Origin of the sequence: Numidum massiliense, from assembly GCF_001375555.1 — a bacterium.
Taxonomy (GTDB): Bacteria; Bacillota; Bacilli; order Thermoactinomycetales; family Novibacillaceae; genus Numidum; species Numidum massiliense.
On the sequence record NZ_CTDZ01000009.1, the window covers coordinates 480,366 to 494,002 of the forward strand.

General features: G+C 54.8%; 14 protein-coding genes. 13 read left to right on the forward strand and 1 reads right to left on the reverse strand.

Going from position 1 to position 13,637, the window contains the following annotated elements; all coding sequences use genetic code 11:
- The first annotated feature begins 32 nt into the window (after positions 1–32).
- The 3 genes from obgE to BN1247_RS02890 all read left to right on the forward strand — a co-directional run bounded on the left by obgE (position 33) and on the right by BN1247_RS02890 (position 3,478).
- Complete coding sequence (obgE, locus tag BN1247_RS02880; RefSeq protein WP_054949040.1) at positions 33–1,328, forward strand: GTPase ObgE; 1,296 nt, start codon at positions 33–35, stop codon at positions 1,326–1,328.
- A gap of 196 nt (positions 1,329–1,524) precedes the next feature.
- Positions 1,525–2,298, forward strand: coding sequence for a DsbA family protein (locus BN1247_RS02885; protein WP_054949041.1), 774 nt, complete (start codon positions 1,525–1,527; stop codon positions 2,296–2,298).
- Between the two features lie 49 nt (positions 2,299–2,347).
- The gene (locus tag BN1247_RS02890; protein ID WP_054949042.1) at positions 2,348–3,478 is read left to right on the forward strand and encodes a tetratricopeptide repeat protein; all 1,131 of its coding nucleotides are present in this window, start codon (positions 2,348–2,350) and stop codon (positions 3,476–3,478) included.
- Positions 3,479–3,584: 106 nt separating this feature from the next.
- On the opposite strand, the gene BN1247_RS02895 is transcribed toward BN1247_RS02890, so the two are convergent.
- Complete coding sequence (locus BN1247_RS02895; protein ID WP_054949043.1) at positions 3,585–3,818, reverse strand: hypothetical protein; 234 nt, start codon at positions 3,816–3,818, stop codon at positions 3,585–3,587.
- A 162-nt stretch (positions 3,819–3,980) separates the two neighbouring features.
- Between BN1247_RS02895 and BN1247_RS02900 the strand changes: the two genes are divergently transcribed.
- The 10 genes from BN1247_RS02900 to BN1247_RS02945 all read left to right on the forward strand — a co-directional run bounded on the left by BN1247_RS02900 (position 3,981) and on the right by BN1247_RS02945 (position 13,635).
- Positions 3,981–4,460, forward strand: coding sequence for an ACT domain-containing protein (locus BN1247_RS02900; protein WP_054949044.1), 480 nt, complete (start codon positions 3,981–3,983; stop codon positions 4,458–4,460).
- Between the two features lie 30 nt (positions 4,461–4,490).
- Positions 4,491–5,789, forward strand: coding sequence for a homoserine dehydrogenase (locus BN1247_RS02905; protein ID WP_054949045.1), 1,299 nt, complete (start codon positions 4,491–4,493; stop codon positions 5,787–5,789).
- A gap of 1 nt (position 5,790) precedes the next feature.
- On the forward strand, positions 5,791–6,861 hold the full coding sequence (thrC, locus tag BN1247_RS02910; RefSeq protein ID WP_054949046.1) for a threonine synthase: 1,071 nt from the start codon (positions 5,791–5,793) through the stop codon (positions 6,859–6,861).
- On the forward strand, positions 6,854–7,810 hold the full coding sequence (gene thrB, locus BN1247_RS02915) for a homoserine kinase (RefSeq protein ID WP_054949047.1): 957 nt from the start codon (positions 6,854–6,856) through the stop codon (positions 7,808–7,810). The genes thrC and thrB overlap by 8 nt, the downstream gene beginning before the upstream one ends.
- A gap of 31 nt (positions 7,811–7,841) precedes the next feature.
- Positions 7,842–8,723 (forward strand): prephenate dehydratase, encoded by an 882-nt coding sequence (gene pheA, locus BN1247_RS02920; RefSeq protein ID WP_054949048.1) that lies wholly within the window; start codon positions 7,842–7,844, stop codon positions 8,721–8,723.
- Positions 8,724–8,840: 117 nt separating this feature from the next.
- Positions 8,841–9,743 (forward strand): branched-chain-amino-acid transaminase, encoded by a 903-nt coding sequence (gene ilvE / locus BN1247_RS02925; protein WP_054949049.1) that lies wholly within the window; start codon positions 8,841–8,843, stop codon positions 9,741–9,743.
- A 251-nt stretch (positions 9,744–9,994) separates the two neighbouring features.
- Positions 9,995–10,918 (forward strand): LysM peptidoglycan-binding domain-containing protein, encoded by a 924-nt coding sequence (locus tag BN1247_RS02930; protein ID WP_054949050.1) that lies wholly within the window; start codon positions 9,995–9,997, stop codon positions 10,916–10,918.
- 87 nt (positions 10,919–11,005) lie between these two features.
- Positions 11,006–11,938: a protein kinase family protein gene (locus BN1247_RS02935; RefSeq protein ID WP_054949051.1), complete on the forward strand. Its 933-nt coding sequence runs from the start codon at positions 11,006–11,008 to the stop codon at positions 11,936–11,938.
- 106 nt (positions 11,939–12,044) lie between these two features.
- A complete protein-coding gene (gene nadE / locus BN1247_RS02940) occupies positions 12,045–12,806 on the forward strand; it encodes an NAD(+) synthase (protein ID WP_054951467.1) in 762 nt (253 codons plus the stop codon).
- 70 nt (positions 12,807–12,876) lie between these two features.
- Positions 12,877–13,635 (forward strand): YebC/PmpR family DNA-binding transcriptional regulator, encoded by a 759-nt coding sequence (locus BN1247_RS02945; protein ID WP_054949052.1) that lies wholly within the window; start codon positions 12,877–12,879, stop codon positions 13,633–13,635.
- Positions 13,636–13,637: the final 2 nt, after the last annotated feature.

The window sequence follows — 13,637 nt, forward strand, 5'->3', positions numbered from 1 at the left end:
CTTCATCTTACGAAAAGCAGCAGGTGAGCAGGATGTTTGTAGATAAAGTAAAAGTGTATGTGAAAGGGGGCGACGGCGGCAGAGGAATCGTTGCCTTCTGGCGCGAAAAGTACGTAGCAGAAGGCGGGCCAGCTGGCGGTGATGGCGGACGCGGGGGCGACGTTATTTTTGTCGTCGACGAAGGGTTGCGCACGTTAATGGATTTGCGCTACCAACGCCACTATAAAGCGGCACGCGGGGAACACGGGCGAAGTAAGTCTCAGCACGGCGCAAACGCGGAACCGCTTCGAGTGAAAGTGCCGCCGGGCACAGTCGTGATGGACGAGGAGACGGAGGACGTGATCGCCGACTTGACGACTCACGGTGCCGAAGTGGTCGTCGCGCGCGGTGGGCGCGGCGGGCGAGGTAATGTGCGGTTCGCCACCCCGGCTAACCCGGCGCCAGAAATTGCCGAAAACGGTGAGCCTGGCGTGGAGCGTTGGATAATTTGCGAATTGAAGTTGCTCGCTGACGTCGGGTTAGTCGGTTATCCGAGTGTGGGTAAGTCGACGCTCCTGTCAATCGTCTCGGCGGCCAAGCCGAAAATTGCGGCGTACCACTTTACGACGTTGTCGCCTAACTTAGGGGTCGTCGACGTCGGCGACGGGCGCGATTTTGTCATGGCAGACTTGCCTGGTTTAATCGAAGGCGCACACGAGGGCGTCGGACTCGGACACCAGTTTCTGAGGCACGTCGAGCGCACCCGCGTGCTCGTACACGTCATTGACATGGCCGGGTCGGAAGGGCGGGATCCGCTCGCCGATTATCACCAAATTAATGCCGAGCTTTCGCTGTACAACGAGTCGTTGGCGCAGCGGCCGCAAATTGTCGCAGCAAACAAAATGGACGTGCCCGGGGCGGAGGACAACTTGGCGCTGTTTAAAGCTGAAGTAGGTGACGACGTTCAGGTGATCCCTATTTCCGCCGCGACGCGCGACGGAGTGCAAGCGTTGCTGTACGCGATTGCCGACGCGCTAGACGAGGCGCCAGCTGCCTCCTTGTCAGGTGGCGGCAGCGGAGAAGCCGCAGAACAAACGGATTACAAGTTGTACCGCGCTGCCGAAAAACAGGAACAGTTCGTCATTCGCCGCGATAACGAAGTGTTCGTCGTCGAAAGTGCTAAACTGGACAAACTCGTGACGATGACCAATTTTGCTTATCAAGACTCGATCGATCGCTTTGCTCGCATTTTACGCAAAATGGGAGTTGACGATGCCCTGCGGGAGAGAGGGGCGCAAGACGGCGATACCGTGCGCATCGGCGAGCTTGAATTCGAGTTCGTCGAATAGGCCTGAGGTCGGCGATTGTCGAAGGCGATTGTCGAAGGTCGAAGAGATACCTTGACCAGTGGCGTTCCGGTAACGTCGGAAAATCGAAGAAATAAAAGAAGTGCATAGACGCGTAAGAAGTGAAGTGGACGAAAGATAGTGGACAAAGCTAGTGGACTAAAGCTAGACGTGTCAATGGACGAGTGGAGGGAGTCACTTGGCTAAACGTAAGCAAACGGATCGTAAACTCGAACTTATTTTTGGGGGAGTCGTGTTAGTTGTCTTACTCGCAATCGTCATCCCGCTACTCGTGCAGTCCCAAAGTGGGTCAACGGGAACGGACAAGCCTCCGCAAGCCGAAGGGACCGGTTCGGACGATGCAGCTCAATCTGAAGGAGATGTGAGCGATCAGTTGCCGCAGCCGGCACGGACGGGGTTAGATGTTCCGCTTGACGCAGACGACCAAACGTTAGGGGAAGAAAAAGCGCCGGTGACGGTCTTCGAATTTTCCGATTACCAGTGTCCGGCGTGTCAAATGAGTGTGCAAATGCTGCACCCGACGCTCAAAAAACTGATCGATGACGGCGACGTGCGCTACGTGTTCAAAGATTACCCGCTGAACATGCATCCGAACGCGCCGCAAGCGGCAGTGGCCGCACGGGCAGCCGGAGAGCAAGGGGAGTATTGGGCGATGCACGACCTGCTGTTTGCACAGCAACAAGAATGGGCGAAGTTAGCGGACGACGATTTTCGGAAAAAATTGTTAGATTACGCACAAGAGCTCGGGCTCGACGAGGCGACATTCGAAAAAGCGCTCAAGAGTAAAACGTTGAAGACGCAAGTAGACAACGGCAGGCAATTAGCGAATGATCTCAACATCGAATTCACGCCGACGTTCGTCATCGGGGGCGCAGTATATGAAGAAGGGCTCTCGGTAGAGCAATTGCGCGCGATCGTGCAAGATGAGAAGAGTAAAAAAAGTAAGCCTTAATAATGACACAAAAAAAAATAACAACATATAGAGAGGGAAGAATTTATTAATGGGGAATGTGGTGTCAGTTAACGTATACAGTGAGAGGGGCATTCCGTTTGAGCGCAGCAATGTCATGCGCATTTGTGAAGAATTAAGCCACGTGTCGCGGGAGGAGCGGGAACCGGACCTGTTCTGGTTGTTGTATCAGACGATGCGATCGCTGCTAAAGCAAAAACGCCTGCAAGAATTTCACAACTTTCTTCGTGAAATGGAACAGTATCCGTTCCCGCCTCATACCGAGTACATGGACGCGTACATTAAATTGTTAAGAGCTTTTTTATTGCGGGCACAAGGGAAGACGCAAGCGGCGGCCGGTCTGCTGAAGCAATCGCTACACAAACACGGAGAGCTAACAAGGCTCGGCATGAAGAACGTGCATGTGCTCTGTTACCGGGAATTAGGGAACTTGGGCGTGGATTGCAAAAAATATAAAGATGCCATTGTGCACTACCAACTGGCGATCAATCACCTGCCACTAAACAAGGACAGCGAATACATGTTAGCTGTTTTACTCGGAAAAATCGTGTTTTGCAACTACCGGTTAAACAATTTCCGCGAGGCTTTTGCCGATTTAGAGAAAGTGCTCCTGCTGGTCAATAAGTCCAGTCACACCTTCGTCCTATTGCAAGCCGTCATCTTTAAGGCTCTTTTACTCGGGGAAAATTATCGGCAATACCGCGAATCGAACGACTGCCTCGAGTGGGCGCACGAGCTTGCCGTACGGAACCGATACACGGATGCTCTGGCTAACATTTGGCGCATACGTGGGATCAACTACTGTCATTTAGAGCAGTACGTGTCCGCAGAGCAAGCCATACAACAATCGATTATGCTTAGTGGCGATTTCGATGATCGGGAAGGGGTGGTGCTATCACAATTAGTACTGTCCGAATTGTTGATCGTGCAAGGGCGGAAGCGAGAGGCGAAACAGTTGCTAAAAAACGTGTGCGAAACGATTAACAAGCAGCAGTTGTTCACGGACGATTCTACGTATAGGTTAAAGCTTCTTTGTGATAAAATGTCTGAAAATAGTAAAAAGTGGGTAACGGAGCTGCATAACGACAACGACCTATTAACGACTGAAGTGTTTGCTCGGGAAAAGCAACTCATCGTGAACGACTGCTTCGGATTCGATTAAACACATGTTGCGGAGGGCGGTCTCCTAAGTTTGCCAAAGGAAGGGAATCTTTTACTCCCTTCCTTTTTGTCGTTGTCTAATGTGTTATGCTACTTTCCTCATTTCTTTAATGAAGGGGGCGTTGCTGCGATTCTCGTTGGAGGAGCTTTTGTTTCCACAGTTCGAGTAGCTCGAGGTACTCCAAGAGGATGAGCTGTTCAAAAAAAAGTAGGCGCTGTTGCAAATACTGCTCCGACTGTTGCAGTTTTAACAGTTGTTCTTGCTGTTCTGAGCATCGTCGTTGGAGGTTATAGACGCGATTTTGCAGCTGTTCAATCGCTTCTGTCAAGTCTGCGGTCACTGACGTTCTCTCCTTAGTTCCTTTAAATGCCAATAGTCGTTCTATGTATTGTATGGTGTAACCGTCGGTTTTGCTTGTACCATAGCCGAAGTAAGTATTAAAAAAAAAAGCCCTTGCCTGTTAGCGCTTGCAGCATTTATAATGTCCACAACGTGCATACATATGTCTGTTTTGGGAGGACTGTTACCTGTGAGTGGTGACGAACAGTTTTACTTAATACGGGCTGATATTTTACCCGAAGCGATTGTGAAGACGGTTGAAGCAAAAAAACTACTCGCCTCCGGAAAAGTGGAGACGGTCGGCGAGGCTGTCGGCCGCGTCGGACTCAGTCGCAGCGCGTTTTACAAGTATAAGGACGGTATTTACCCGTTCAGTGCCGCGATGAAGGAGATGATCATTACCGTCTCGATGAACTTAGAGCACCGTTCGGGTGTGCTTTCCAGAGTGTTAAGTTATGTGGCGGGTGTGGGTGGCAACGTGCTAACAATTAACCAAACGATTCCGCTACAGGGGATGGCTAACGTGGCGATGTCGATCGATACGACTCATTTGGCCAAAGGTATTACGCAATTTTTGGAGGAGTTGCAAACAGTAGACGGCGTCAAACGGGCCCTGATTGTCGGGCGCAGCGAAACGATTTAGGAAATCTAACATTTTTTAGGAGTGGACGCATTGAACAAACAGACGATTAACGTGGGACTCATCGGGCTCGGGACGGTCGGTAGCGGCGTCGTCCGCATTATCGAGCGCCACCAAGAAGATTTGTATCAGCGCACGGGCTGCCGCATCGCGATTGCAAAAATACTCGTCAAGCAGTTGGACAAGGAGCGGACAGTATCTGTCGCGGCCGACAAGTTGACAGACAACCCGCGCGACGTCTTGCACGACCCGCACATCGATGTTGTCGTCGAAGTGATGGGCGGGGTCGATACGGCGCGCACGTACATGACGGAGGCGCTCGAAAACGGCAAGCACGTCGTAACTGCCAATAAAGATTTAATGGCGCAGCACGGTGCTGAATTACTTGAGCTGGCCGCGGCCAACAAGTGCGACGTCTTTTTCGAAGCGAGTGTCGCAGGGGGCATCCCGCTGCTGCGGGCGTTAGGTGAAGGACTCTCCTCGGACCGCGTGAAAAAAATGATCGGGATCGTCAACGGGACGACCAACTACATTTTAAGTAAAATGAGTCACGATGGTGCGGCGTACGCCGACGTCTTGCACGAGGCACAACAACTCGGTTACGCTGAGGCCGACCCGACAGCCGATGTCGGTGGACTAGACGCCGCCCGCAAAATGGCTATTTTGGCCACGCTCGGCTTTCACACCCCGGTCGTGCCGGACGATGTCGATGTGACGGGCATTACCGACGTGACGCCCGCCGATCTTGCCTACGCGAAGCGACTCGGTTACGAAATGAAGCTCGTCGGGATTGCCCAGGAAGACGACGGAATGATCGACGTGTCGGTGCAGCCGACGATGATTCCGGTGGCGCATCCGCTCGCCTCCGTCGGCGGTGTGTTTAATGCCGTCTACATTTACGGGGAAGCGGTTGGGGAAACGATGTTTTACGGACCAGGTGCTGGGGAATTGCCGACGGCTACGGCAGTCGTCGCCGATCTCGTCGCCGTCGTGAAAAACATGCGCCTCGGTGCCACGGGGCAAAGCGGCGCGCCCCTCTACCGGGAAAAGAAGTTGAAAGCAGACGACCAAAAATATGCGAAATGCTTTTTGCGTTTGCTCGTCGTCGACCGCGCCGGCGTGTTGGCGAAAATCACGCAACTGCTCGCCGATTACGGGATCAGTTTGGAAAAAGTGATTCAAGACCCGCTGGGCGGCCGCGACCTTGCCGAAATCGTGCTCATTACGCACGAAGCGAGCAAGCACGCGTTTGAGCAAGTGAAACGACAACTCGAGCAGCTAGACATTGTGAATGACATTGTGAGCAGTTACCGCGTGGAAGGGAGAATGTGACATGTGGCCAGGATTAATTACCCATTACAGTGATTATTTACCAGTTAACGAGGCGACGCCGCGAGTGACGCTGTACGAAGGGAATACACCGCTCATTCCCGCGGTGAACATATCAAAGGTTCTCGGCGTCGAGTTGTATTTAAAATATGAAGGATTGAACCCGACGGGGTCGTTCAAAGACCGCGGAATGGTATTGGCGGTCGCGAAGGCGATTGAGGCGGGAAGCGATACGATTATGTGTGCGTCGACGGGGAATACGTCGGCAGCGGCAGCAGCTTATGCGGCGCGGGCTAAACTCCGCTGCATCGTGCTCGTCCCCGACAAAAAAATTGCCGTCGGCAAATTGGCGCAGGCTGTCAGTTACGGGGCCGAAATCGTCGCCGTCGACGGCAATTTTGACGAGGCGCTGGCGATCGTGCGCGAGATTACGGATTCCTACCCGATTACGCTCGTCAATTCGTTAAACCCGTACCGCATCGAAGGCCAGAAAACAGCGGCGTTCGAAGTGTGCGACGCGCTCGGAAGTGCGCCGGACGTCCTGGCGATCCCCGTGGGTAACGCGGGGAACATTACCGCTTACTGGCGCGGGTTTACGGAGTATGCGGCAGCGAAGCGGATTGCTAAAACGCCCGAGATGTGGGGATTTGAGGCAGAGGGAGCCGCTGCGATTGCGAAGGGTAAACCGATTGCCCAGCCGGAGACGCTCGCGACGGCGATTCGCATCGGCAATCCGGCGAGTTGGGATCGTGCGGTTGCGGCAGCCGAGGAATCCGGCGGTGTGATCGACATGGTGAGCGATGAAGAGATCGTCGCGGCTTACCGCCTGTTGGCGCAAAAAGAAGGGGTGTTTGCCGAACCAGCTTCCGCCGCTTCGCTCGCTGGCGTCATCAAACAGCGGCAGCGCGGGCAGCTCGCCGACGGCACGCGCGTCGTCTGTGTCCTAACTGGTAACGGGTTAAAAGATCCTCAGGCGGCGATTGACGCCGGGAAGGTGCAGCCGACAGTCGTCCGCTCGACGCTGACCGACGTACTGGCGGCGATCGGTCAGAAACGGGGGAGTGTGCATGTGTAACCGGGCGTCGAAAATAGAGCCATTTGAAGTCGTCGTGCCGGGGAGTACGGCCAATTTAGGTCCCGGATTCGACTCGATCGGCATGGCGCTCAATGTATTCACGACCGTGCGCGTCGAGCGCGCGCACACAACGCGCGTCGTCCTACACGGCGACAACTTAACCGGATTGCCGGCGGATGAGACAAACCTAATCGTGCAAGTGATGCAAAAATGTTTCGCGGCACGGGGTGAGGCGCTCCCTTCGCTCGCCGTGCACGTGTGGAGTGACATACCGATGACGCGCGGCCTCGGTAGCAGTGCCGCCGCCCTCGCTGCCGGACTCGTGGCGGCGAACGAACTGCTCGGCGGCGCGTTCAGCATGGACGAGTTGTTACAGTTAGGGACGGCGTGGGAAGGTCATCCGGACAACATCGGGGCGAGTTTACTCGGCGGAGTCGTCATCGGATCGTGGGACGGACGCCGTGCAGCGGTCGTGCAAGCAGATCCGCCGCCGCTCCCCGTCGTCGTCGCGATCCCGGAATACGAGCTTTCGACGACGGAGGCGCGTGACGCATTGCCAGGCGAATTGCCGTTCCGCGAGGCGATCCTTTCTAGCAGTCGGGCGAACGTGTTGACGGCAGCACTGCTAACAGGGCGGTGGGGGTTGCTCCCGGCGGCGATGCAAGATACGTTTCACCACCCTTACCGCGGCCGGCTCGTCCCGGGGTTAGCCGACATGTTAGCGGCAGCTAATCGGCACGGGGCGCAAGGGATTGCCTTGAGCGGCGCAGGCCCGACGTTACTCGCCTTTGCGCAAAGCGGGGAAGAGGAGCGGCTGGCACACTATTTAGAAGAGACGTTTACGCGCCATGGGACGCGTGCACACATCCGCCACCTCACACCGTGGGCACAAGGGGCAACCGTGCAAAGGGGCAGCCACGCGATTGACACGGAAAAACGAACCGTGTAAAGTGATGAGAAAAATAAAAGGAGCATTTTCAATGAAACAAACGGTTGCCTTTTTAGGGCCGGCTGGAACGTTTACACAAGAAGCAGCGCACTATTTGTTACCGGAGACAGCTTATGAAACAGTTCCGTACAAGACGATTCCCGACGTGCTGAGCGCTGTGCATAGCGGGGAGGTCCACTTAGGCGTCGTACCAGTGGAAAATGCGATTGAAGGGTCCGTCAATTTGACGCTCGACTGGCTCGTGCACCAAGTGGCAGCGCCGATCGTCGGCGAATTGGTCTATCCCGTAGCACAACATTTAATCGTGCACGAGGCGCATGCGCAACTGCCATTAGCAGAGGTGACGAAAGTGCTCTCCCACCCGCAGGCGATTGCGCAGTGCCGCTTGTTTTTACGCGATAACATGAGCGGTGCAGAAATCGAGTACGCCAGTAGCACAGCCGAAGCGGCGCGCATCGTAAGCACACATCCGGAGCACCGCTGGGCGGCGATCGGCACGCGCTTGGCACAGCAAATATACAACTTAAATTTGCGGGAGGTAGCGATCGCTGATTACGCGCACAACTATACCCGCTTTATCGTCGTCGGCCAAGCGCCGCACGAGGTGCAACCGAAGGCCGTCGCGCAAAAAACGAGTTTACTTATTACGTTACCGGAAGATTTCCCGGGAGCGTTATATCAAGTACTGGCAACGTTCGCTTGGCGGAAAATTAACTTGACGCGGATCGAATCGCGCCCGACGAAAAGAGGTCTCGGTAGTTACCACTTTTTTATCGACGCGGAAGCGTCAGCAGAAGATGTGTTGCTGCAAGGGGCGATGCGTGAAATTGACGCGTTAGGATGTAGACTGCGTCAGTTAGGTTCTTACCCATGTTACGCAGTTAGCACTGATTTTACCGCTGTAAAGCGTTGACAACGTCAAGAGACAGTAATATAATATGTTCTAAATCATTCTTGCGTTGAAATGTTTCGATAACTTTATTATTGTCATCACCTGTCATATTGTCATAATTTTTCGGAGGTGCTTCTCGTGGAACAGCGGTGGATATTTTTAAATGGAAAATACGTAAAAAAAGAGGAAGCGACCATATCCGTCTTTGATCACGGCTTTTTATACGGGGACGGTATTTTCGAAGGTATTCGCGTCTACAACGGCAACATTTTTCGCCTGCGCGAACATATGGTGCGCTTATACGACTCGGCGAAAGTCATTATGCTAGACATCCCGTACACGCTCGAAGAGCTAGAGCAGCACGTAGCTGAGACGGTGCGAAAGAATGAATTGCGCGACGCGTATATCCGCCTAATCGTTTCACGCGGCATCGGTGATCTCGGGTTAGATCCGGCGAAATGCTCACAGCCGAGTGTGATTGTTATTGCCGATCAGGTGACCATGTACCCACAGGAAGTGTACGAAAACGGGTTGGAGATTGCGACTGTGCCGACGCGGCGAAACATCCCGGAAGCGCTAAACCCGAAAATCAAATCGCTCAACTACTTAAATAACGTATTAGCAAAAATCGAAGCGAGCCGCGCCGGAATTGGCGAAGCCTTATTGCTAAGTAACGACGGGTATGTCGCTGAGTGCTCGGGCGACAACATTTTCCTCGTCAAAGGCGGTGTGCTGTACACGCCACCGAGCGCAATCGGGGCGCTGGAAGGCATTACGCGGCAAGCGATTATCGACATATGTGCGCGCATCGGCTATACGGTAAAAGAAGAGCGGTTTACGCGTTACGACGTGTATACCGCGGACGAGGCATTTTTAACCGGGACGGCTGCAGAAGTCATCGCCGTCGTCGACGTCGACGGGCGCAAGATCGGTAGCGGGAAGCCCGGTACGGTGACGAAACAACTACTGGAAGAATTCCGCAAGATTGTCCAGGTCGAAGGTTTTAACGCGTACGAACCTGTCTCTCATACCACGCGGTAGGACGACGTCCTGCGAGTTGCACCAAACAATAGTGAGCAGTGGACGGCGAACGATTCGAACAGCGTGCGGCGCAGAAAAAATGGCGCCGCGTCGTGCCGCGTCACAAGGCCTAGGGGAATTTCCTCTCCCTAGGTCTTTTTTATGCGCAATTCGCCTAATTGGTGCATAGGATGGAAGTAGCCTATGCTCGCCGGGTGCGTCCCTCAGCGCGCGGCAGCGGGTAGGAGAAATTACGCACGAGGAGGGAAAACATGAGAATCCATATCGTCCGCCAAGGAGATACGCTGTGGAAACTTTCTAAGCAGTATAACGTGTCGTTGCAAACGATTATTGACGACAACCGTCATATTCAAGACCCTAACAATTTGCAGGCGGGGACGAAAATTCGCATAGCGACGGAAGGCGTGCCCATAAAGCCGAGGCGGCAAGCGGCTGCCCCGGCCGAAACGCAACCAGCGGCAGGTAAGAAGGTCGCTTCACCCTCTCCGATTGAGCGAAAGCGCATAGATGTACTTCCGGGTGAAACGCGTAGGCCGGCTAGCGAACGGACGTCACAGCCCACTGAACGGACGTCACAGCCCACTCCAGTTGAACCGCAGCCAGTCGGGGCGCTTCCGCTCGATCACATGTCTAGCTCGGTTGGCAAACAAGGCGCAGATTCTAGCGCTGCTTCGTCAACTTTTGGCTCATCTTCAAGCGACTTATCACCTCTTGGCATCGGCGGGTGGTTTGAACAGCCGTGGGTGTCGATGACAGGGGCGATGTACGGGCTGCCCGGTCAGCAGCCATGGGGGCCGTTTGATCCGCACGTCTCGGCAATGGCGCCCATTTCCCCGCCGTCACCCCTCGCGATGCCCATGCGGCAGCTTGGGATGCCGGTGGCGCCATATGCGGCACCTTATGCGATCGCGCCCCCAGTGCCCCGAGTGCCTCCAGTGCCACCGGTGCCGCCAGTCGAATTGTCCGCAATCCCACATCTGGGGGTGCCGATGGAATCACCGGACGCGCACCTGTCGATGGGGATGCCAGCTATGCCGTATATGAGGGCGCCGTGTCCGTGTATGACCGCCATGCCATACGATGGGTACGGCTCCGGGGGGTACGCACCGCACGGTTACCAAGAAATGATCGATTGGTGGGATGGGAGTAGCAGCTCGTCTTCTTCCTCGTTTTAACGGAGCGACGCATGGTGCGTGAGGGAGCTTAAGTTTCCACGACCATCCGTGGCAGGAGCGACGACTTTTTTGACAGGCGGGAACACAATGAGTATAAATGTGCGGGAATTGGCGGAGTACCTAGGGGAACGGATCGTTCGGACGGGTAAACGACACGGGCTGTTATACATCGAGACCACGCGGCGAAAATATTTGCTAAAACCGATCGCAGATAGGCACCACGTGCTTTGGTGGCAGCGAGTCGACCGCGCCATCCGGGAACGCGGCTTTACGTCGATGCCCGACTTTTTTGTGTGGAAAAACGAGTGGCTCGTCATGCGCTTCATTTCCGGACGACAAGCACGTTACAGTCGCTATCGGGACGTGATGGTCGGTGCGCAGTTGCTGGCGCGTTTTCACGTTGCCGCGCGGGGGATCGAGAGCGGTGCCACACGAGGGCGAGAAGCGGCCACGCTCGCACAAAGGGTGCAAAAACGGTTCGAACAGTATGAACAGTCGTGTCGCGAGCCCGTCTCGTTTTTACCTGCGGCTGTGCGCGATGACTACCGCCGCTGGGGCGAATGGGCGCTGCGAAAAATCGAGGCGTCACCGATTCACGCGGTGACGCGGTTTGAGAAGGCAAAGCGGGCAGTAGCCCATCGCGATTTGGCGAGCCACAACATCGTCATCGGCAAGGGCGGGAAGCCGTGGCTGATCGATTTTGAAACGGCCGCCTTCGATGCGCAAATCGGCGATGTGTGGCAAATGACGAGCCGTACGCTCGTCGAATGGCATTGGGATCCGCGCGTCTACGAAGCGATCCTAGCTAACTACCAATTGGTTCGTCCGCTGCGCCCCGAAGAGCAAGTTGTGCTCGATCGCTTGCTCATGTTTCCGAACGATTTTTTCCGCGAACAGACTGGCTTGTTAAAAGGGCGCCGCGGTTATTCCCTACAAAAAGTTGCGCCGTATTTATTAATGATGGTGCAAGACCGTCCGCGTTGGCTACAGTTTTTGCGCTGGCTCGGAGTCGCTTGGTAGAATGGTGGCGTTGTGCTATCATAAACAATAGTAAAAGACGATCGTGACAGACGATATGTCAAGACGATGTCGCGCACTTATAGGAGGATACTCAGTTGTGAGCAAAATCGAGCAAAATATCGCACACGTCGTCACTTGGCTGCGCGAACGGGTGCAGGCGGCGCGGGCGGACGGCTTGATCGTAGGGATTAGCGGCGGCGTCGACAGTGCCGTTGTTTCTTTTTTGATTAAACAAGCTTGTCCAGATCATTCTCTCGGCGTGATCATGCCGTGTCACTCTAACGCACGCGACGAAGAGGATGCGCAGAAAGTCGTGGCAGCGAGTGGGATTGACTGCGTGACCATCGATGTCTCAGCCCCTCACCGCACGCTGCAGCAAACGGTCGAGGCGCAGTTAACGGCAGCCGGGAAGGTGGCGTCTCGGCCAGAAATCGAACGACTGAGAGACGCCAACTTACGGGCACGCGTGCGCATGGCGACGTTGTACACGGTAGCGAATGACTTTAACTATCTCGTCGTCGGTACGGATAACAGGGCCGAGTATTATACGGGGTATTTTACGAAGTACGGCGACGGCGGTGTCGATTTGCAGCCGCTGGCGCGCTTGTTGAAACGGGAGGTGTACGACTGGGCCCGTCACCTCGGCGTCCCGGAAAGTGTGTGCAATCGCCCACCATCGGCAGGGTTGTGGGAAGGGCAAGAAGACGAAACGGAAATGGGGACGACGTATGCGGCCATCGATGCGTTTCTCGCGGGAGAAGCCGTGGCAGCGCGCGACCGCGGCGTCATCGAAAACATGCACCGCCGTACGGAACATAAACGCCATACACCGCCCATCCCTCCACCGTTTCCTAAAGCGGACGATTAACGGACGTTAACGTTCTGGTAAGAAATGGTTAGCGGATGAGCAAATCTTTCTAATTGTAGAGGGGATAACTATGGCTGGACATTCTAAATGGAAAAATATTCAACACCGTAAAAATCGCCAAGATGCGGCCCGGGGAAAAACGTTTACGAAAATATCGCGGGAAATTTTTGTCGCTGCACGCCAAGGGGGCGGCGATCCGTCCGCCAACCAGCGCCTAAGGCTAGCTGTGAGTAAAGCGCGGGAGGCGAACATGCCGAACGACAACATTGAGCGTACGATCAAAAAGGCGCTCGGTGCGCTCGACGGTGTCACTTACGAAGAAATCACTTACGAAGGATACGGACCAGCTGGCGTGGCTGTCTTAGTCGAAGTGCTAACCGATAATCGCAACCGTACGGCTGCCGACGTGCGCCACATTTTTTCCAAGCACGGTGGCAATCTCGGCGCGAGTGGCTGTGTGGCGTGGATGTTTGCGCGCAAAGGGACACTCGTCGTCAATCGCGCGGACACCACCCTTGACGAAGATCATTTACTCATGCTCGCCTTAGAGGCCGGGGCGGAAGATTTTGCTGCAGAAGAAGAGACGTACGACGTGACGACAGCCCCCGAGCAGTTTGAACAAGTAAAAGAAGCACTTTCTGAAGAAGGCGTGACGTTCGCGCGAGCAGAAATCGCGATGGAGCCGGAAAACACGGTGACGTTAAGCGGCGACGACGCGACGAAAATGTTGAAACTGATCGATGCGTTGGAAGATAACGACGACGTGCAAAACGTTTACGCCAATTTTGAATTAGACGAGGAAGCGTTGCAGCAGCACAGCGCGAACTAGGG

Excerpts from the sequence above, each read along its gene's own strand:
- obgE (WP_054949040.1), top strand. The coding sequence starts at position 33 with ATGTTTGTAGATAAAGTAAAAGTGTATGTGAAAGGGGGCGACGGCGGC.
- BN1247_RS02890 (WP_054949042.1), top strand. The coding sequence starts at position 2,348 with ATGGGGAATGTGGTGTCAGTTAACGTATACAGTGAGAGGGGCATTCCG.
- BN1247_RS02900 (WP_054949044.1), top strand. The coding sequence starts at position 3,981 with ATGTCTGTTTTGGGAGGACTGTTACCTGTGAGTGGTGACGAACAGTTT.
- thrC (WP_054949046.1), top strand. The coding sequence starts at position 5,791 with ATGTGGCCAGGATTAATTACCCATTACAGTGATTATTTACCAGTTAAC.
- thrB (WP_054949047.1), top strand. The coding sequence starts at position 6,854 with ATGTGTAACCGGGCGTCGAAAATAGAGCCATTTGAAGTCGTCGTGCCG.
- pheA (WP_054949048.1), top strand. The coding sequence starts at position 7,842 with ATGAAACAAACGGTTGCCTTTTTAGGGCCGGCTGGAACGTTTACACAA.
- BN1247_RS02930 (WP_054949050.1), top strand. The coding sequence starts at position 9,995 with ATGAGAATCCATATCGTCCGCCAAGGAGATACGCTGTGGAAACTTTCT.
- BN1247_RS02935 (WP_054949051.1), top strand. The coding sequence starts at position 11,006 with ATGAGTATAAATGTGCGGGAATTGGCGGAGTACCTAGGGGAACGGATC.
- BN1247_RS02945 (WP_054949052.1), top strand. The coding sequence starts at position 12,877 with ATGGCTGGACATTCTAAATGGAAAAATATTCAACACCGTAAAAATCGC.